The sequence below is a fragment of the Thermogemmatispora tikiterensis genome, assembly GCF_003268475.1.
GTDB classification, from domain to species: Bacteria; Chloroflexota; Ktedonobacteria; order Ktedonobacterales; family Ktedonobacteraceae; genus Thermogemmatispora; species Thermogemmatispora tikiterensis.
The window spans coordinates 4,422,684-4,443,007 of sequence record NZ_MCIF01000002.1 but is presented as its reverse complement, the minus strand read 5'-3'; the positions used below and the strand labels follow the sequence as shown (position 1 = coordinate 4,443,007).

The following is a 20,324-nucleotide window of genomic DNA, read 5'->3' as shown; positions in this document are numbered from 1 at the left end:
ATGTGGCCCACTCTGGTGTATGATAGTAGCCGGTTCGCACTCTCTTCGTGAGAGTGCTAATCGGCTGGGCGCCACGCTGCCAGGTCGAGACGAGGCAGGGGCAGACGTGGCGGCTCTGTTTGTTGTTGCCGTCTCATGTTATCTGTCTGTGCAAGGGAGGTAGAGTCTATGTCCACCGCAGGTGAGAAGGTTCGCCCACTAGCTGATCGTGTGCTGGTAAAGCCTGTCACGCGCGAGTCGGTGACGAAGACCGGTATCGTGCTCCCCGATACGGCCAAGGAGAAGCCGCAGCAGGGCCTGGTCCTGGCCGTTGGCCCGGGCAAGCTGCTCGATAACGGCCAGCGCGTGAAGCCCGAGGTGAATGTCGGCGATCATGTGCTCTTCTCAAAGTATTCTGGCACTGAGATCAAGGTCGACGATGAGGAGCTGCTGATCCTGCGTGAAAGCGATGTGATGGGCGTGGTCGAGGAGTAGGTGACTGGCGGTCTCTCTCGCTCTACTCCTCTTTATTACTTCCTCTCCCGCTGCTTTCTTTCTTTCTTTCTTTTATTCTACCTCGATATGCCGATCATAGACGACGATTCCAGTGCCTATGAGCGCGTATGGCACTGGAATTTTTTCATTCCCGCTGGCTTGTGCCAGGTGACAGGGCAGCCCAGGCCAGTCAGCCTGGCTCACGCACGAGACGGCGAGATGAGTCGTCTGGCCCCCCTTCAGGCTATCAAGCTCACAGCCGCAGGCACCACAAGCAAAAAGCTGGTGGACCGTGTTCTCTGTCTTGCGATCCACCAGCTGGTTGCTTCGCCATATATATCAGGAGGGCCAGAGCCACCACCCCCAAAACGGACCGTGCCGCCCTGGCGCAGTAGCCCCATTCCCTTGTTGCACCGTCATCAGTGCTACAGCGTCCCAGCGGCCTTCAGCGCCAGATCGACCAGCCAGAAAGGCAGCACCGTTCCAAGCGCCAGCGCCCCCAGCGCCGCCAGCCCCAGGCCCAGCCAGGTTGTCCAGCTCAGTGAGCTACCTGCCAGCGCTCCCTCCTCAGTGGCCTGCTCACGCGTCTCAGGGGCCTGTTGGGCTGCCGGAGCACGCTTCGTCGTCGCCTGGGCCGCCGTCTTCACCGCCACCGCCGCGCCAGCCGTGCCAGTACCGGCCCCACCAGTGCGCGTCGACGCCGCCCGCCCCAAAGGTCCAGAGACCCGCGGGGCCACGCCTGCGCTCGCTCCCGCGCCCGCCACCGCCAGCGCCAGGCTCACCTCTAGCGCCTCCTCCTGCGCCTCACGTGCTGGCTCCATGAACATCGCCGCAATCAGGCGCAGGTAATAATACATTCCCAGCACACTGGTCAACACACCGATCAGCAACAGCTCAGGATGGCCGCCCTGCAGCGCCGCAAAGAATAGATAGTACTTGGCCGCGAACCCGGCCATCGGCGGGAAGCCCGCCAGCCCCAGCAGGAAGAAGGCCAGAAAACCCGCCAGCCAGGGCCGTCGGAACCACAGCCCGCGCAGATCCTCTCTATCACAGCCACTGTTATCGAGCCTCTCCAGAGCGCTCAGCGCCCCAAAGGCCCCCGCATTCAGGAAAGCATAGCAGAGCAGATAGAAGAGGATAGCAGCTAGACCGGTCGCGCCCCCTACCACCACACCGATCAGCAGATAGCCGGCATGAGCCACACTTGAGTAAGCCAGCAAGCGCTTGGCATTGCGCTGCACCAGGGCCAGCAGATTGCCGCCAACCATTGTCAGCACCGCCAGCACCCAGACCACCGCCTGCCAGTCCGCCGCCACCGGCGCCAGTACCACCGCGAAGACCCGTGCAAAGGCGACCAGCGCCGCCGCCTTTGTCCCCACGGACATAAAGGCCGTCACCGGCGCCGGCGCTCCCTCATAGACATCCGGTGTCCACATCTGGAACGGAATGGCCGACACCTTAAAGGCAAAACCCACCGTCAGCAGCCCGATCCCGATGAGCAACAGCGTGGTACTCTGCGGATGGACCTGCAAAAACTGCAGTACACCAGGAAAAGCGCTCGTTCCCCGCGCACCGAAGCGCGTCGTCCCCGTGGCCCCATAGATCAGCGCCACCCCATAAAGCAGGAAGGCCGAGGCGAAGGAACTCAGCAAAAAGTACTTCATCCCAGCTTCCTGTGAGCTTTGCCGGCGCGTCACAAAGCCACAGAGGATATAGAGCGCCAGCGACAGCGTCTCCAGCCCCAGGAACAGGGTCATGAAGCTGGTCGCCGCCGCCAGCAGCATCATCCCAAGCGTCGCTGCCAGGAAGAGCGCATAGTACTCGCCCTGATGCACCAGCTTCAGACGCTTCAGGTAGGCGGGAGAGAAGATAATACCTAAACCGGCAGCGCTCAAGATCGCCAGATAGGCGTAGAGCGATCCCCAATCAGAGCCGACCAGGCCAAAGAACGCTCGCTGGCCATCGCCAACCACGAAGAGCACGATCGTGGCCGCCAGTGCGCCGAGCACCCCAAGCAAGGCCAGCAGGGGCAGCACAAAGAAGTTGGCCGCTCCTCGCTCGCGGGGCACAGCCCCCGTCTGCGGCAAGAGCAGATCAACCAACAGGATCAGCAGCGCTACCCCAGCCAGCACCAGCTCAGGCGCAATGCGTGCCCAGTCGGCAGCCGATGCGATGTACGTAAACGACATAGCAGAACCTCGCGACAAAACCTGTTCCCGCTCCCTTCCGCCGCCGCCCTTCCTGGCTCCCTCACTCCTCAGCTACACTAATGCTCCACGAAGAACGTCAGCGGCAGCGGATGCACACCGATATAGAAGATCAACACCAGCAACGGCAGCAGTACCAGGAATTCACCAATATCCAGATCAGGCAGACCTCCCTTGCGCTCAGCCGCCACCACAGGGCCGCCAGCCGGACGCACACCCATCATTGCATTCTGCACCAGCCGGATCATATACCAGGCCGCCGGCACTACCACCAGCGTTCCCAGTACCCCGAAGATCGCATTATTGCGGAAGACCCCCAACAGGGCCAGGAACTCACCGGCGAAACTATTCAGGCCGGGCAGACCCAGCGAAGAGAGGCAGGCGATCATCAAGACACTGGCCATAATCGGCAGGCGACGCGCCATCCCGCCGTAGTCCTCCAGGCGACGCGTCCCCGTGCGCGCCTCCAGGAAGCCCACGATCAGGAAGAGCGCCGTGATCGTAATACCATGATTGACCATCTGCAACACAGCGCCGTCAATACCCTGCTGACTGGCCAACCCCTGCGCACTGAGGGCAAAGATCCCCAGCGTGATCACTCCCAGATGGCTGATGCTCGAATAGGCCAGCAGCCGCTTCATGTCGCTCTGCACCAGGGCCATCAGGGCACAATAGAGAATACCGATCACCGCCAGCGTGCTGATCAGCGGCGCCAGCCGATGGGCCGCATCGGGGAAGAGGGTCAGGCAGTAGCGCAGGAAGCCATAGGCTCCAGCCTTGGCCATCGCCCCAGCCAGCATAGCCGTCACCGGCGCCGGCGCCTCGCTATAGGCATCCGGCAGCCAGCTATGGAAGGGGACCAGCGGCACCTTGACAGCAAAGGCTGCAGCAAAGGCCAGGAAGAGCCAGAGTTGAACCGTGCTGTTCAGATGCGTCGAGCTATTCAAAATGGTCGTCAGATCGAGTGTATAGTGCCCGCCCGTGCGATAATAGTAGCCCAGGGCAATGATCCCGGCCAGCATCAGAAAGCTGCCCACCGCCGTATAGAGCACAAACTTAATAGCCGCATAGACGCGCCGTGGACCACCCCAGCCGCCAACCAGGAAGTAGGCCGGGATCAGCATCAGCTCCCAGAAGACATAGAACAGGAAGAGATTGGTCGCCAGAAAGACCCCCAGCAGACCACTCTCTAACAGGAGCATGAAGGCCAGGTAGGTACGTAGCTTCTGCTCCACGCGGAACGAGGCCGCAATACAGACCACCGTCAGCAGCGTGGTCAGGGTCATCAGCAGTACACTGACGCCGTCCACTCCCAGGCTATAATTGATGCCCAGGGCCGGCAGCCAGCTCAGATGCTCCTGCAAGAGGAAGGTGACGCTGGCCACTGTCGGCGAGGCTTCCCCCACAACCAGCGGGACTGTGCCGACAGTGATGGCAGTCGGATGCGGCTGGGCATAGGCCAGCATCACGCCAAGCGCCAGGAGCAGATCCAGCCAGGCCACCCCCAGCGCCGTCCAGCGAATCACATTGACGCGCTCGCGGGGGAGCAGCAGCACGACAATGCCGCCCAGCAGCGGGAGAAAGATAATCGTTGATAACATCGGGAACATGCCGGCTTACCCCCTCACGACATAGTAGAGAATTATCAGTACCACGCCGATCAAGATCGCCAGCGCATAGTTACGCACATAGCCAGTCTGCAGGCGGCGTCCACCTGCACTCACCAGGCTGAAAGCTCTTCCCACCAGCCGGCTGCCCCCATCCAGCAGCCCACCCTCCAACAGGGCCGAAGCCTGACGCCCCAGCCACAGCAAGGGATTGATCAGAAGCGCAATGCCGATCTCGTCAACATAGTACTTGTTGTAGGCCAGGCGATAGAAAGGATTGCGGCTCTCCTTGTAGACAAAGCCCTGACCGTAGCGTCGCCAGGCGATCAGCAGCCCAAGCAGAGCAAAGATCAGGCTGGCCCCAGTCGAGAGCCAGAGCAAAGGTAGATTGCCTTCCGGAGCGCTACCGAGCACCGGCGCTAAAAAGGCGTTCAGCGGCTGCCAGCGGCTGTAATCGAAGAGCGCAAAGGAACCGACCAGGCCACCGATCGTCGACAGAATCGCCAGAATGATCAGAGGCACGGTCATCACCGCTGGCACCTCATAGATCTCATAGAGGGCTGACTCTCCGCGGCGGCGCCGTCCTACTGTTGTGAGCGCCTCTTCCTCCTCCTCTTCCTCAGAGCCAGCATGCCCGTGCTTCAACGGGCCCGCCCCGCGGTAGCTCCCCATGAAGATCCCATAGAAGAGGCGGAACATATAGAGAGCCGTCAGGCCAGCGGTCAGTACGCCCAGGCCCCACAGGCCGTAGTACAGGTAGCGCGCAGCCCCGCCCACGCTGGTCGCCTGGGTCAAGAGGGCACCTAGAATATCATCTTTGCTCCAGAAGCCGGCAAAGGGTGGAATCCCACTGATCGCCAGCACGGCAATCAGGAAGGTCCAGAAGGTAATGCGCATGCGGTAGCGCAGGCCCCCCATCTCGCGCATATCCTGCTCGCCGCCCAGCGCATGAATCACGGCCCCCGCTCCCAGGAAGAGCAGGGCCTTGAAATAGGCATGGGTCGTCAAGTGGAATATGCCCGCGCTATAGCTTCCCGCACTCTCACCCATGAACATATAGCCGAGCTGGCTGATCGTTGAATAGGCCAGCACCCGCTTGATATCGAGCTGCGTCAGGGCAATGGTCGCCGCAAAGAGGGCCGTCAGGCCTCCGATCGCGCCCACAATCGGCAGGGCATAAGGAGAGAGCGTAAAGAGCACATGCGTGCGCGCCACCAGATAGACGCCGGCGGTCACCATCGTCGCCGCATGGATCAAGGCGCTGACCGGCGTTGGGCCTTCCATCGCATCCGGCAGCCACATATAGAGCGGCAACTGGGCTGACTTCGCCGCGCAGGCCACAAAGAGCAGCAGAGGAATCGCCAGCGAGACCAGCGAGCCAAGCTGCTGGCAGGAGGCCGCCGTCAGCACCCCGTAGCCGCTGGTGCCCGGAATGCAGTTCGGGCCGCCGTAGCCATAGTCGACCGTATTGAGGTGCTTGAACAGCAAGAAGATGGCCAGCATCAGGCCGAAGTCGCCGATCACATTGATCACCAGCGCCTTGCGCGCGGCAGCCGTTGCCGCCGGACGCTGGTACCAGAAGCCGATTAACAGGAAGGAAGCCAGGCCCACCAGGCCCCAACCCACCAGCAGGAAAAGCAGATTATCCGCGCTCACCAGCAACGTCATCGCAAAGATGAAGAAGTTCATATAAGAGAAGAAGCGCCAGAAGCCCGGATCATCCGCCATATAACCCGCCGAATAAATATGGATCAAGAGGCCGACCCCGGTGATCACCAGCAGCATCGTTGCCGAGAGCGGATCAAGCAAGAGGCCAAAGTGGACCTGCAGGTCGCCGGCGATTGCCCAGGTATAGACCGATACATCGCTCACGCGCTGGCTATCCGGGTGGACACCCAGCAGCGACAGAAAGGCGCTCAAAGCGAACAGGAAAGAGAGGGCGACCGTGCCCCAGGCCACGGTCAGAATCGCCGAGCGCGGCAAGGTCCTGCCAAGTAGCCCCAGGATGATGAAGCCCAGCAGCGGCGGGATCAGCACCCAGAGAAGAAGACTTGCCATCGCGTTACCCTCGCAGCAGGTTCATCTCGTCCACGTCGATATTACGCCGTGTTCGGAAGATCGAGACGATGATCGCCAGCCCGACCACCACCTCAGCGGCGGCCACCGTGAGCACGATAAAGACAAAAACCTGGCCATCCGCCGAATCCAGATAGCTTGAGAGCGTGACAAAGGCCAGATTGACCGCGTTAAGCATGAGTTCTATCGACATAAAGATAATGAGCGGATTGCGCCGCACCAGAACGCCAATGGTGCCAATGGTGAAGAGCAATGCGCTCACAATCAGATACCAGGATACCGGTATCGTTGTCATCGTTGTCAGCCTCCTCGCCGCGCCGCGCCTTCTTCTCTTCTCATCAGGCCTTCCGACCAAGGACCAGAGCCCCCAGGATCGCCACGACGATGACCAGGCTGGTCACCTCGAAGGCGAAGGAGAAGCCGTGGAAGAGCGCCTGGCCGAAGGCTTGAATATTGCCCTGCTGAGCCACAACCTGCGAGAGCGCCTCGGAGCCATGCGCGCGCGCCGCCTCATTGAGCGGCGTTCCGCTGAGCAGCAGATAGCTCAGCGCCCCCACCAGGACCAGGCCCAGCACCGCCGCCACTCCCCGCTGCCAGGGCAGCCGGTCCTGGAGATCGGGGTCACGCGGGTCAGCGGCCAGCATCGTCACCACGAAGAGGAAGAGCACCATAATGGCGCCGGCATAAATCAAGATCTGCACAATAGCGATAAACATGGCCCCGAGCTGCAGATAGAACATGGCCAGAAAGAGCAGAGTTAAAATCAGGCTCAGGGCACTGTAGACCGCGTTGCGGAAGAGAATCACGCCCAGGGCCGAGGCCACGCTCGCCACGGCCAGCACAAAAAAGGAGATGATCAGCGCCGGTCCGCTCATGCTCGCCTCTCCTCCTCGTGCAAGAACTTGCGCCGATCTTCGTCCTGCTCCTCATTGCGCAGCAAAACCTCCGGGTCCGTCTGGCTATCGCCCAGGCCCACTGCCGCCGCGCTGGCCTGCAATCCATCAAAGACGTGGGTTTGCTGCGGCACCGGCTGTGGGGCCTCTTCCGCAGGCGGTGGCGGATCAAACCAGTAGGCTGCTGAACCCACTGTTGCCTGCCCAGGCGGCTCCAGTAGCTGCTCCTTGTGGTAGACCATATCCTCGGGATAGTAGGCCGCCAGCTTGTACTGGCGCTCCAGTGTGATGGCTCCCGTCGGACAGGCAGCCTCGCAGTAGCCACAGAAGATACAGCGCAGCAGGTTAACGTCAAACACCTTAGCATAGCGCTCGCCTGGTGAGACGCGATGCTCTTCGGTGTTCTCTTCAGCCTCGATGTAGATGGCATCGGCGGGACAGGCGCCCGCGCAGAGGAAGCAGCCGACACAACGCTCCAGCCCGTTCGGATAGCGGTGCAAAACATGGCGCCCGCGAAAGCGCGGCGGTAGCTCGCGCTCTTGCTCCGGGAAGGAGACCGTAGTCGGCTTACGCCCCATATTTTTCAGGGTGGTGGCTAACCCTTTGAGAATATCTAGCGACATGATTTCTCTCGCTGCCTCCGTGAGACGTCTTTGCCTCGTCTCTTCACTCTCTCACTCTCTCACTCTCGCTCGCAGGCCTCGAAGGAGCTGCCAGACTCCCCTATCGCCTGCCTCTTTCAGCTCGTCTCCTCAACACCCTCCCCCCTTCACGCCTGGCAGCTCCCGAACTCCTCTCTGCTCTTCTTAGCGGGTCGGCCTGCTGCCCGCCGCTTCAGACCTGGACGCGGCCATCCTGCAGCAGGGCCTGTTGTCTCTCAACGCCCGCCACCGCCGCCTCGCCGCCATTGACCAGTCCCAGTTCAGGCTCGATCGACTTCACCAGGCGCACCGAAGGAGGCAACAGCTCAGCCCCGGTTTTGCTAATGGCAAAGCGCGTCTGGCGACTGCGCTGCCAGGTAATAGCCAGCACAGCCACAATGATCGCCAGGCCGATCAGGCCATTGACCCACCACGGCAGACCCAGAGCCACGCAGGCTGCGGTCACCACCGCGTTCAGGACCGCCAGCGGTAGCAGAAACTGCCAGCCCAGGCGCATCAAGCGGTCGTAGCGAATGCGCGGCAGCGTGGCGCGCAACCAGATAAAGAGGAAGAGGAAAAAGGCCACCTTGACCGCGAAGATCACGATCGAAAGTCCCGGAATGCGCTCCAGTCCGAAGAAGCTCCAGCCACCAAAGAAGAGGGTTGTCGCCACCGAGCTGACCGTGATCATATTGATATACTCGGCCATCTGATAGAGGCTCCAGCGCAGGCCGCTGTACTCTGTCAGGTAGCCGGCGGTCAGCTCCTGCTCGGCCTCTGGCAGATCGAACGGGGCCCGGTTGACCTCAGCTACGGCGGCAATGATGTAGATCAGGAAGCCAAGGGGCTGAGCCACAATGAACCAGATCCCCTGACCCTGCAGCGTCTGCTGCCGGACAATACTGACCATGCTCAGGGTGCCGGCCCACATCAGTGTACCACTGAGAGCAAGCCCCAGGCTGGTCTCATAGGAAATCATCTGAGCAGCGCTGCGCAGCGAGCCGAGCAGCGAATAGCGGTTGCCCGAGGACCAGCCGCCGAGCACGATGCCGTAGACTGCCAGCGAGGAGATCGAGAGAATCCAGAGCAGGCCCACGTTGATATCGCCAACCCACGGGTCCCAGACACTTGGGTGGCCTGGCGTCCAGCTATTGCCGATCGGCACCACGGCGAAAGCGCTGAGGGCCACCACGACCGAGATCACCGGTGCGATCAAGTAGATGGCCTTGTATGCCTGGGCCGGAATGATCTGCTCCTTGAAGGCCATCTTGATAGCGTCGGCCAGCGGCTGCAAGGCCCCAAAGGGGCCGGCGCGATTCGGCCCCAGGCGTCCCTGAATACGCGCTACGACCCGTCGCTCGATCCACGTCATGTAGGCGAAGATCGTCAACAGGATGACAATTAGAATGGCACTCTTGACAAGCGAGGCGACAACGAGCAGCCAGGTAGGGGTAGTATCAGGCATGGGCCACCTCCACTTCGCCCGTGCGCACACCCTGCAGGCCCAGACTCTCCCAGGTCAGGCCCTGGTAGAGCGGATGCTGGGCCGCAATCTCCAGGAGCACATCCTCTGGCCCCTCATAGCTCCAGGGGTGACCAAGCAGAGCCGCCAGATCCATCAGGATCTCCCAGTCGGCCCGTGCTCCCGGCAGAGGTCGCAAAGCCCGGCGAATGGCCTGCACATGGTGGTCAACGTTGGTCATGCTGCCGTCCTTCTCGGCGTAGGTCAGGGCCGGCAGGACCACATCGGCCTGCTGAGCCGTCTCGGTCAGCAGGATCTCCTGGACGACGATGAACTCCTTACCCCGGCGCAGATTGCCATCGGCCAGATGGCGGGCCGGATTGGCTCCCATGATGTAGAGAGCTTTGACCGCATCGCTGGTGAGCATCTCCTGATAGCTCAAACCCGCCGGCGAGGCCGGGCGATAGCCAGGCAGACTATCGGGTAGCAGACCCATGTCGCGCGCCCCCAGCGAATTGGCATCTTCGAAGAGCGGTCCCACACCGGCGCCAGGCCGGTCGATATTGCCAGTCACCACCGCCAGGGCCTGCAGGTCGGGGGCCAGATTGGCGCAGCCAGGAGCCAGCGTAGCCATCTCATCGTAGAGGATGAGAGCTGCCGGCGCCGCCGCGATCTCGCGCGCCAGCTCGCGCAGGGCAGCGGTCGTCTCGGCGCCACAAAGCGCCTCGGCCTGTCGCGTCTCCTGGAACGTGCCCAGAACGCGGGCCCGCACTTCCTCGCGCGGGTTGCGCAGATTCTCCTGGCGCAGAGCGGCCTCCAGCAGCAGGCGCGCCGCCGCTCCCGCTCCGTGCTGCGGCAGACGAATGACTCGCGTCGCCAGGCGATCCAGCTCGGTCGAGCTTTCGTTGACAACGTAAATTCTGGCTCCGGCCTTGAGGGCCTTCTTGATGCGCAGGTTCAGAATGGGCTGGCGCTCGTAGGGATCGGAGGCCACGAGCACGATATGTGAGGCCCGTTCAAAGTCGGCGATGGCCGTCGTCAGCATCCAGGGGCGCCCGGTGAGCGGATCGCGCAGACCTGGGAAGAAGCCATGATGATGATCGACGTTGGGCGTGCCCAGAGCCTCGCGCAGCAGCTTCTGGAAGAGATAGGCCTCCTCGTTAGTGGTGCGCGTCGAGCCGATGCCGCCGATCGCAGCCGCTCCATAGCGCTCCTTGACGGCGCGCAGTCGCTCGGCGATCAGTCCCAGGGCCTCACCCCAGCCCGCCGGCTCCAGGGCACCACCCGGCTGCCGCCGCACCAGCGGCGTGCGCAGACGCTGCACATCGTTGACATAATCGAAGTCCCAGCGCCCGCGGTCGCACAACCAGCCATCGTCAATGTCATCGTTGCAGCGCGACATCTGGCGCATGATCTTGTCAACGCGCACATCGATGCGCACGTTGCAGCCCACGCTGCAGTTATTGCAGATACTGGGGATGCGCTTCAGCTCCCAGGGGCGGGCCTTAAAGCGATACTTTGCCGAGGTCAGGGCGCCGACCGGACAGATCTCCACAGTGTTGCCCGAGAAGATCGAATCGAAGGCCTCACCCGGGGCCGTACCGACCTCCATGCGATAGCCGCGGTTGATCATGACCAGTCCGTTATCCATCGAGATCTCGGAGCAGAAGCGCGTACAGCGCTGGCAGAGAATACAGCGCTCGCGATCGAGCAGCATGCGATCGCTGACTGGAATCGGCTTCGGATAATGACGCTTGCGTAGATCGAAGCGCGTCGCCCCCGGACCGTGGCGCAGGGTGAAATCCTGCAGATCGCACTCGCCGCCCTTATCGCAGATCGGGCAGTCCAGCGGGTGGTTGATCAGCAGAAACTCCAGCGTACCACGACGCGCCTTGAGCACTTTCTCCGTCTTCGTATGGACGACCATGCCCTCGCTGACCGGCGTCGTGCAGGCCGTCTGCGGGGGCTTGGGCATCTTCTCGATCTCGACAAAGCACATGCGACAGGCACCGAGCGGGGGCATCTTGGGATGATAACAATAGATAGGAATTTCGATGCCCGCCTGCTTGGCCGCCGCCCAGACCAGCGTCCCGGGGGGGACGGCCACCGGGATACCATCGATGGTCAGATGGACAAGTCCGTCGTTTTTTGCCTCTTCAGCCATAGCTTTTTCTATCCTTCACGCAGGAACGCCGCCTACAAGCCACTGCCAGCCACGCCAGCCTAGAGCGCGGCAGCAGCCGGCTTGCGCGCCTTCGGTCCTACCATGCAGCATCCCTCGCGCACGTGATATTCGTACTCCTCGCGGAACAGCTTGATACTGCTCGTGATCGAAGAGGTCGCCGCATCGCCCAGCGGGCAGAACGACTTGCCGCTGATGTTATCACAAATATCCAGCAAGAGATCGATATCGCTCATTTTACCATGACCGTGCTCGATGCGTTCCAGCAACTGCACCAGCCAATAGGTGCCCTCGCGGCAGGGTGTGCACTTCCCGCAGGACTCATCACGATAGAACTCGGTCATGCGCAGGACGGCATCGACGATGCAGGTATCCTCATGCATCACAATGACGCCGCCGGAGCCGAGCATGGAGCCAGCTGCAGCCACCGACTCGAAGTCCAGGGGGGTATCGACCTTATCGGCTCCCAGGATGAAGGTTGAGGAGCCGCCGGGGATGACCGCCTTGAGCTTCTTGTCACCGAGGATGCCCCCGCCGTATTGCTCGTCGTAGATCAGGGTGCGTAGCGGCGTCCCCAGGGGCAGCTCATAGTTGCCCGGCTTCTTGACATGGCCGCTCAGGCAGAAGATGCGCGTCCCCTTGCTCTTCTCCGTACCGAAGGAGGCGTACCAGTCGGCTCCGTTGCGCACGATGGCGGGCACCGTCGAGAGTGTCTCACAGTTATTGATAACCGTTGGCCCGCCGTAGAGGCCGACCGCCGCCGGGAAGGGCGGCTTGAGACGAGGATAGCCGCGGCGCCCCTCCAGCGACTCCATCAGTGCGCTCTCCTCTCCGCAGATATAGGCCCCTGCTCCGCGGTGGACAATCACGTCCAGGCTATAGCCGCTGCCCAGGATATTCTTGCCGATGTAGCCGGCGGCATAAGCTTCATCGACCGCCCGCTGCACCTGGCGGGCAGCGTAGGCCAGCTCGCCGCGCACATAGATAAAGGCCGTCGAGACGCGGCAGGCGTAGCTGGTAATAATGACTCCCTCGACCAGCTGATGGGGATTCTTCTCCATCAGCATGCGATCCTTGAAGGTGCCTGGCTCGCTCTCATCGCAGTTGCAGCAGAGATAGCGCGGCTCGTTCTTGGCCAGAAAGCCCCACTTCATGCCGGTTGGGAAACCAGCTCCGCCGCGTCCACGCAGACCGGATTTCTTGACCAGCTCAACGATCTCCTCGGGCTGGTACTCGCGCAGCGCCTTTTCCAGGGCTTCATAGCCACCGTACTGGCGGTAGACGCTGAGGCGATCGATACCGGGTACATCGATATGTTTCGTGATAATCAGCTCTGGCATAGCACGCTTCCTTCACTCCAGCACGACATAGGCCAGCACGTCCGTCAGCAGCCGCCGGCGCCTGCCGGGCTCCGACCCTGGCTCTGGCCCTCAGCCTGAAACTCAGCTTCCCACTGATCCACGAGGCGATCGACCAGCTCGGGCGTTAGATTCTCAACGAACTCATCGTTGACCTGGAGCACCGGGGCCGTGCCACAGGAGGCCAGGCACTCCGTCGTCAACAGGGTATAGCGGCCATCTGGACTGGTCTCACCTCGTTTGATACGCAGGCGGCGCTCGAGCTGCTCGATCAGCGCGTCGCAGCCACGCAGGTAGCAGGAAATGCTATTGCAGACCTTGATGACCTTCTTGCCGGGCGGACGCTGATAGTACATTGTATAGAAGGTCGCGACGCTCTCGACATCGTCGACCGTCATATTCAAGACTTCCGCCACCGCCTCCAGGGCCGCGCGGGAGACGTAGCCTTCCTCGGCCTGGGCAATGTAGAGCGCTGGCATCACGGCGGAGCGGGCCACCGGATAGCGAGCTGCCAGCTCGCGCATGCGCTGCTTCGCCTGTTCTGAAATCATCGATCAACCTCACCGAGCACAATATCGATGCTCCCGATGGCAGCCACCACGTCCGAGAGCAGGTTTCCCTGAATCATCTTTGGCAGCGCCTGCAGATTCGCAAAGGAAGGTGCGCGCACATGCATGCGGTAGGGTCGGGCCGAACCATCGCTGACGATAAAGAAACCCAGCTCGCCCTTGGGCGACTCTGTGCGCACATAGACCTCGCCGGCGGGCGGACGATAGCCCTCGGTGTAAAGTTTGAAGTGATGGATCAGCGCCTCCATGCTGCCGGTGATCTGCCACTTGGGCGGCGGCGCCACCTTCGGATTGGCCACGCGATAGCGACCGGGCGGCATGCCCTCCAGAGCCTGATTGACAATGCGCAGGCTCTGCTCCATCTCCAGCATACGCACCATGTAGCGGTCGTAAACGTCGCCGTTGCTGCCGACCGGGATCTCAAAGTCGAACTGGTCGTAGCCGCTGTAGGGAAAGGCTTTGCGGATGTCCCAGGCGATGCCGCTGCCGCGCAGGGTTGGGCCGCTAGTGGCATAGGCGATGGCATCCTCCTTGCTCAAGACTGCCACCCCTTTGGTACGCTCCAGCCAGAGCGGGTTATTGGTCAGCAGGTCGTGATACTCGGCCAGACGATCGGGGAAGACGCGCGTGAAGGCACGGACCTTCTCGTCGAAGCCACGCGGCAAATCGGCCTGCAGGCCGCCAGGGCAGATATAGCTGGTCATCATGCGTACGCCCGAGACATACTCAAAGACATCCAGGATCAGCTCGCGCTCGCGGAAGCAGTAGAGGAAGACGCTCATCGCTCCCAGGTCGAGCGCACTCGTGCCCAGCCAGACCAGGTGGCTGGCGATGCGCTGCAGCTCGGCCAGCAGTACGCGTGCATATTTAATTTTATCGGTGATTTCGTCCTCGATCCCCAGCAACTTCTCCACCGCCAGCGAATAGCCCAGGTTATTGCACAGCGGGGCCAGATAGTCCATGCGATCTGTCAGCACCAGGGCCTGATGGTAGGACTTCGACTCGGCGGTCTTCTCGATGCCGGTATGCAAATAACCAATATCCGGCTCGGCCTTGACCACCGTTTCGCCCTCGATGGTCAGCAGCAGGCGGAGCACACCGTGCGTACTCGGGTGCTGCGGCCCCATATTGATGGTCATGGTATCCTGGCGCTGACCGCTCTCGGTTACCTGGCCTTCTTCGATGGTATAGCGCGTTTCTAGCTCCTGTTGCATAAGCAAGCCCTCATCGCTGCATGTCAGCCGTTGCACTTCTGAAGCGAGCGGATCAACCAGCAAAAGCGCGCCCAGATCCTGCCCTGCTTGCACTGCACCAACCAGCTCAGGCCCTGCCTGAAACCGGGGCAGCGCTCGCTCTCTGCCGCTCTCGTCGCTTGCGCGGCTCTGACCGACCAGAGCCGTCGCTATCCTGCTTCATCGTTCCGTATTGGCCGTCCCCCTTCCGCCTGTGCGCTCGCTCAGGCAGAGGCCCCGACGCTGCACTGCACAGCACAGCAGCTCGCCCTGCGATCGTCCCTGCGCCTGGTAAGCAGCGCCCAGCGATCAAACTGACAGAAGAGAAGGCGAGCCGAAGCAGGTCAGGCCCGTCCCAGTGCGCATTCAGCAGGCAAGAAGGCAAGCAGACTACAGCTTCCCCGCCCATACGGTTCCCGTGGCTGAGGGGCGGGAAGCCAGCGTTGTTGCTCCCTCTTCTCTCTTCTATCCATCCATCCATCCACCCACTCCCACGTCCGGCGGACGGAGGAAGAGCGGACCAGCCAGGCAGGCAGAGCAGCAGAGCAGATCAGGCAAAAGCAGCCGCTAAAGTGCTCACGCTCGCGGGGTACCCGGCTCTGGGTTCGTAGTAAAGGCGCTGCGACTCTCGTTCAGCTCGCGGCCCTGGGGGGTACGGAGGGTCTGGCGGCCAACGCCGGGGTCCACGTCGTAGGGAACCTGACCGCCCCAGTGTGGTTCAGGCAGATCGAAGCCGGTCAGCGGATAATCCTTGCGCAACGGGTGAGTGGTCCAGTTGCTCGGCATCAGAATGCGGCGCAGGTCGGGATGATGAGTAAAGATGATGCCAAACAGATCATAGACCTCGCGCTCATACCAGTTCGCCGCCGGCCAGACGCCGGTCACCGATGGCACCTGGGGATGCTCCTCGCGCTTGCCACCCACGCGCACCTTGAGCGCGAGCGTACTGCGCCGCGGCAGCGAGAGCAACTGATACACCACATCGTAGCGGGGCACGCGCTCCAGCCAGTCGACAGCGGTGATTGTTGAGAGAAAGGTATACTGATGGTGCCGCTTAAGATAGTCACAGACAGCGACCAGGTGCTCGGTGGTCAGGACGACCGTCAGCTCACCACGGTGCTCGACGGTTTCCACCACCGCCTGGGGGAAACGCTCGCGTAGGGCTGCTACGGCAGCCTCGGCAAATGTATCCATGATCGTTCTTTCTTTCGCCTCGCTTTCCCCGCGCTGCTCCCATTCTCCCGCTCCCCCCCTCTACCTGCGCGCCTTGCTCTCTTCCTCGCCCTCGCGGCGCTCCCGCCGGCTCCGAGCTGGCGGGCAAGTAGCGAGCGAGCAGCGAACCAGGGAGGAGCGGTCTCCCTCTCTCAGCCTGGCCGCTCCTCGGTGGGGCCAAGCAGTTTCAGGCCGCTCTCCTTGAGCGGGTCGGGAGGATTCGGGATGCCTTCGCGAATCTTACGCTGCAGCTCGTTAAAGCCATAGAGCAGCATATCGGGCGTGGGCGGGCAGCCCGGGATGTAGACATCGACCGGGACAATCTTATCCACACCCTGGACAATAGCATAGTTGTTGAAGACGCCGCCGCAGGAAGCACAGGCCCCCATCGCAATCACCCACTTGGGTTCGGGCATCTGATCGTAGATCTGGCGCAGCACAGGGGCCATCTTGATCGAGCAGCGGCCCGCCACAATCATCAGGTCGGCCTGGCGCGGCGAGGCTCGATAGACCTCGGCCCCAAAGCGCGCAATGTCAAAGCGGTCGGCGCTGGTGGCCATCATCTCGATGGCGCAGCAGGCCAGCCCGAAAAGCGCCGGCCACAGCGATGAGCTTCGCCCCCACTCGATTAGTTTGCTGACCTGCGTCGTCAGAATGCCAAATTCGCCAGTGCGCATCGGCAACTGGCGCGGACGACGCGGCGTCTGCGTGTTGGAAAAGGTCTGTACCGGTTCCCAGGGATTGGTTATTCCCATGTGAATGCCCCTTTTCGCCAGACGTAAATGTAGCCGATCATCAGGATCACGAAGAAGATGAGCAGCTCGATCAGGCCCAGCGTCTTCAGCTGATCCTTTAAGAGGACGGCCAGGGGATACAATGAGACAATTTCAATATCAAAGGCAATAAAAAGCATCCCTGTCAGGAGATATTTGACAGGAAAGCGCCGCTTCGGCGCCTGAATCTCCTGTATGCCGCATTCATAGGGCGCCAGCTTCTCCGGTGTCGGCTTCTTCGGCCCCAGAATCGCTGTAGCCGCCATAACCAGCAGGCCAAAGAGGAGCGCCAGCGCCACCATGAGAAAAATGGGGAGAGGATCGCCCATCGTGGATATCCTTTATTTTCGGTAAATACTCTGCGCGTTGTCACGGGTACCGGCGCTGGTACCTGGTGTCATTTATACACTACTTCAGTTTGTATGGTAGCACAGCATGTCCAGGCTGTCAAACACTTAGACCGGTGCTGGCCGGCTCGCTGCGCCGCGCTCGCTCCCGCTGCCACTTCTCCCCATTGCTATGATGACAGAAGGAACAATAAGTGGATGGAAAGACTTTTCCTCTCTCAATCGAGGGCCAAGGGAGACGAGGAGAGGCAACGGAGAAGAGCAAAAGGGGGGCCGCGGTGAGACCGCCGCCTGGCGGAGACGGACGAACCCCCACGGCCCCGGCTCTGGATACAGGAGGGACGTGTGTTAGCTGTTTGTCTGGCCTTATTTTTCGATGGGCACGCCGATCAGGCTCCCCCACTCGGTCCAGGAACCATCATAGTTGCGCACGTTGGGATAGCCCAGCAGGTAACGTAGAGCAAACCAGGTGTGGCTGCTGCGCTCACCAATGCGGCAATAAGCAATAACTTCTTTGTCCCCAGTGATGCCCTGACTTTCGTAGATGGCGCGCAGTTCGTCGGCAGACTTAAAGGTACCGTCCTCGCGCACCGCGCTGGCCCAGGGGATGTTTTTGGCGCCCGGAATATGTCCACCGCGCTGGGCCCCCTCCTGGGGCAGGTTGGGCGGCGCCAGCAGCTCACCCTTGTATTCGCCAGGGGAACGCACATCAACCAGGGCCACGTGGCTGTTCCCCAGTTTGCTAAGGACCTCATCGCGCAAGGCCCGGACCTCGCGATGCGGCTCCTCGGCCCGATACTCAGTACGCGGATAGCTCGGCACTTCGGTGGTCAGGGGCCGCCTGTCGGCTACCCACTTGGCTCGCCCTCCGTCCAGCAGGCGCACATCTTTGTGCCCGTAGTATGTGAGCAGCCAGAAGGCCCAGGCCGCAAACCAGTTGTTGTTATCTCCGTAAAGCACAATCGTGGTGTCGTTACTGACGCCCGCCCGGCTGAGCAGCTCCTCCAGCTGCTCCTTATTAATGGGCGCACGAATGACCTGGTCCTGCAGCTCCTTCTGCCAGTTGAAGCCAACGGCGCCGGGAATGTGACCCTGCTCATAAGCGCTGGTGTCAACATCCACTTCAATGAGGCGTACTTTGGGATCGTTGAGATGCGCCTCAACCCAGTCAGCATCTACCAGCACTTCTGGATGGGCATAGCCTTTGTTTTCTGCCATCAATCTCCTCCATGTTGCTGCCTGAAATATTTTTGATTTTGTTGAGCGACATACTCAACAAAGTCTCTTCTCTTATTAGTAACGGTCGAGGTGGCCTGTTTTATTCCAACCAATAGGGCAATCTGGTGCTACTCGGGGAGGAAGAGCTGACGGCTAGCGACTACAAGCAGCTGAGCAGGCAGGAGAGTAATGGACAGACAGGGTAGGGCCTGCCGGCCAGGCCGGGAGAGGAGTAAGGCCGCTGGCGCCGCTCCTCTCCTCTCCTCGTGGATCAGTCGAGAGGGTCCCTTACTTGTCAGGTGAGCAGCACTTTGACGAGAGTGCCTGTGGCGATCGAGCCATCGGCCTGGCTCGGCGTGGAGAGCATGAGCAAGCCCTCCTGGGCCCCAGCACTGAAGTCAGTCGTGTAGGTGAGGCTGGTCGAGAAGGTCGTGGAGCCATTACCACTGGCGCCACGCACCTGGGCCTGACCCACCTGGTTGTAGAGATGATCCAGCAGGCGTAAGCTACCAATGACGCCCTCAAAGGCGTCGCCTCTCCCCGTAACAGTCGTGGGACTATGCAGCCGGGCCAGGGCGGCAGGGGCGCTGATAGAGAGCGTGGGGCTGCTGACCTCGGTCACTTCCCAGATGCCCCCGTTGGTGTTGGACTCCAGCCGGCTCATGCTGACGCGGATGGTGCCTCCACCAGGATGGGGACTCTTGACCTCGACGACGGCGTTGAGATCGTGCTGGCCACCGCCACTAATGAGGCGGGCCGGGGCATCCGCTCCCCAGTTGAAGAAGGCGGATGAGGCAGCCAGAGCCTGAGCTACTTTGACGGCGTCAAGCTTCCAGGGATCATGCCCCTGATTGACTGCAGCCTGATCGGCTTCAGCCTGATAGCGCGTCAGATCGGGGAAGAAGCCCGGAAAGGCGATTTGGACCAGGGTTTGCTGAGCATCAGACCATTTGAATTCTCGGAAGAGGTCACGCTGGTAGTTGCCCGGGCTGCGCCCCCGGTTGAGAGCCGAGTTCTGGTCGACTTCGGCGGTGAGCACAGTATTGTAGCCGCTGATGACCGCATCGCCGTCATAGAGGTTGAGCAGTTCAAAGATCTGCTGTGGGTTGGGGTTGGCAATGTCGGTGTAGACGTGGACGTCAACAGCGTGCCCTCCCTGATGGGCAACGGTGACCAGGGCCTGCAGCTGCGGCGTGCCCATGAGGTTGCCACATTGGACGCGCGCGACGCTGGTAACGCCAGCAACGGCGTGGACGATGCCGCTCCAGTAAGCGGGCGACTGCACTGCTGTGGGACAGGGACGGGGACCAAGGAGGACCACCGGCGAGGCAGTGGGGGTCACATCCCCGGCTGCCGGGGTCCCGGCTCCAGCGGTCGGCCTGGTCTGGCTCCCTCCACCAAAAGGCGAGGCACAAGCCGCCAGACTGAGACAGAACAACAGCAGAACGATGCTAAAGGCCCTGCTTCGATGGCAATGAGGCCTGGGTGATTGCTTCAGATCTCTGGGCCGCTTGGGCAGATGAAAGCGCTTCAGCATGGGCTTTCTCCTCGTGTAAGGGACTGCGCTCGTCCCCACTGCAGGATTAGCATAACATGGCTCGACAAGAACAGCTGTGAGATAGCTCATATGAGCCATGTGAAGCTCTGGGAAGTGAAGCTCTGGGCAATCGAAACCACCGCCGGCCTCCGCTGGCCAGCTGCCCCACTGGCTGCTCCCCCTCACTCCCCCCTCTTTCTTTTGTCCCTCTTACCCGGTACCTTTCTCCCAATACCAGCCCCCCTGCTGAATTACAGCCAAAATAGCCCTCCATAATAAGTTGAGAAACACTTGCTCAGCGAGCCACTGAAGCCAGAACAGTAGAGCCGTGACTCTACTAATAAAAAGATCGCTGCTCGCCCTTTTGTTCATCATCGAACTGCCGCGCTAAAACGCACTGTAAAAAACCCTCCGTCTGCTATAGGATTCCCCCATCAAGATACCAAGTTGTCGTTTTCATGTGACAATTTGGTATCCACAATGTGAACAGTTTTGTCATCAGGATGGTAAACATAATGTTGGGCTGAAACATATGT

At 61.2% G+C, this 20,324-nt stretch carries 16 protein-coding genes and 1 pseudogene; 1 reads left to right on the top strand and 16 read right to left on the bottom strand.

The features are described from left to right. Positions 1 to 168: 168 nt before the first annotated feature. Positions 169 to 474 (top strand): co-chaperone GroES, encoded by a 306-nt coding sequence (groES, locus tag A4R35_RS17825; protein ID WP_112431700.1) that lies wholly within the window; start codon positions 169 to 171, stop codon positions 472 to 474. 425 nt (positions 475 to 899) lie between these two features. On the opposite strand, the gene A4R35_RS17815 is transcribed toward groES, so the two are convergent. The 16 genes and pseudogenes from A4R35_RS17815 to A4R35_RS17740 form a co-directional block, all read right to left on the bottom strand. Further along, positions 900 to 2,663, bottom strand: coding sequence for an NADH-quinone oxidoreductase subunit N (locus A4R35_RS17815; protein WP_112431696.1), 1,764 nt, complete (start codon positions 2,661 to 2,663; stop codon positions 900 to 902). Between the two features lie 77 nt (positions 2,664 to 2,740). Then, positions 2,741 to 4,291: a complex I subunit 4 family protein gene (locus A4R35_RS17810; protein WP_112431694.1), complete on the bottom strand. Its 1,551-nt coding sequence runs from the start codon at positions 4,289 to 4,291 to the stop codon at positions 2,741 to 2,743. A 6-nt stretch (positions 4,292 to 4,297) separates the two neighbouring features. After that, positions 4,298 to 6,346 carry an NADH-quinone oxidoreductase subunit L gene (gene nuoL / locus A4R35_RS17805; RefSeq protein WP_112431692.1) on the bottom strand — a complete coding sequence of 683 codons (2,049 nt, stop codon included), beginning with the start codon at positions 6,344 to 6,346 and terminating at the stop codon, positions 4,298 to 4,300. Positions 6,347 to 6,350: 4 nt separating this feature from the next. Beyond that, positions 6,351 to 6,659, bottom strand: coding sequence for an NADH-quinone oxidoreductase subunit NuoK (gene nuoK / locus A4R35_RS17800; RefSeq protein WP_262982341.1), 309 nt, complete (start codon positions 6,657 to 6,659; stop codon positions 6,351 to 6,353). Between the two features lie 43 nt (positions 6,660 to 6,702). After that, a complete protein-coding gene (locus A4R35_RS17795; protein WP_112431690.1) occupies positions 6,703 to 7,239 on the bottom strand; it encodes an NADH-quinone oxidoreductase subunit J family protein in 537 nt (178 codons plus the stop codon). Continuing rightward, positions 7,236 to 7,886: pseudogene (gene nuoI / locus A4R35_RS17790) on the bottom strand (NADH-quinone oxidoreductase subunit NuoI); the annotation flags it as partial. The gene A4R35_RS17795 and the pseudogene nuoI, both read right to left, overlap by 4 nt. Positions 7,887 to 8,091: 205 nt before the next feature. After that, positions 8,092 to 9,363, bottom strand: a complete 1,272-nt coding sequence (gene nuoH / locus A4R35_RS17785) for an NADH-quinone oxidoreductase subunit NuoH (RefSeq protein WP_112431687.1) — start codon at positions 9,361 to 9,363, stop codon at positions 8,092 to 8,094. Then, complete coding sequence (gene nuoG, locus A4R35_RS17780) at positions 9,356 to 11,524, bottom strand: NADH-quinone oxidoreductase subunit NuoG (RefSeq protein WP_112431685.1); 2,169 nt, start codon at positions 11,522 to 11,524, stop codon at positions 9,356 to 9,358. Before nuoG ends, nuoH begins: the two co-directional genes overlap by 8 nt. Positions 11,525 to 11,583: 59 nt before the next feature. Next, complete coding sequence (gene nuoF / locus A4R35_RS17775) at positions 11,584 to 12,882, bottom strand: NADH-quinone oxidoreductase subunit NuoF (protein ID WP_112431683.1); 1,299 nt, start codon at positions 12,880 to 12,882, stop codon at positions 11,584 to 11,586. A gap of 44 nt (positions 12,883 to 12,926) precedes the next feature. Next, on the bottom strand, positions 12,927 to 13,451 hold the full coding sequence (gene nuoE, locus A4R35_RS17770; protein WP_112431681.1) for an NADH-quinone oxidoreductase subunit NuoE: 525 nt from the start codon (positions 13,449 to 13,451) through the stop codon (positions 12,927 to 12,929). Continuing rightward, a complete protein-coding gene (nuoD, locus tag A4R35_RS17765; protein WP_399358749.1) occupies positions 13,448 to 14,608 on the bottom strand; it encodes an NADH dehydrogenase (quinone) subunit D in 1,161 nt (386 codons plus the stop codon). The genes nuoE and nuoD overlap by 4 nt, the downstream gene beginning before the upstream one ends. A 669-nt stretch (positions 14,609 to 15,277) precedes the next feature. Beyond that, positions 15,278 to 15,895 carry an NADH-quinone oxidoreductase subunit C gene (locus A4R35_RS17760; protein WP_112431679.1) on the bottom strand — a complete coding sequence of 206 codons (618 nt, stop codon included), beginning with the start codon at positions 15,893 to 15,895 and terminating at the stop codon, positions 15,278 to 15,280. A gap of 170 nt (positions 15,896 to 16,065) precedes the next feature. Next, a complete protein-coding gene (locus A4R35_RS17755) occupies positions 16,066 to 16,590 on the bottom strand; it encodes an NADH-quinone oxidoreductase subunit B (protein ID WP_174844084.1) in 525 nt (174 codons plus the stop codon). 68 nt (positions 16,591 to 16,658) lie between these two features. Continuing rightward, positions 16,659 to 17,015: an NADH-quinone oxidoreductase subunit A gene (locus A4R35_RS17750; protein ID WP_112431675.1), complete on the bottom strand. Its 357-nt coding sequence runs from the start codon at positions 17,013 to 17,015 to the stop codon at positions 16,659 to 16,661. Positions 17,016 to 17,399: 384 nt separating this feature from the next. Further along, entirely contained in the window at positions 17,400 to 18,251 is an 852-nt protein-coding gene (locus A4R35_RS17745; protein ID WP_112431673.1) for a sulfurtransferase, read from the bottom strand. 295 nt (positions 18,252 to 18,546) lie between these two features. Beyond that, positions 18,547 to 19,788: a Gmad2 immunoglobulin-like domain-containing protein gene (locus A4R35_RS17740; protein ID WP_189361989.1), complete on the bottom strand. Its 1,242-nt coding sequence runs from the start codon at positions 19,786 to 19,788 to the stop codon at positions 18,547 to 18,549. Positions 19,789 to 20,324 lie beyond the last annotated feature (536 nt).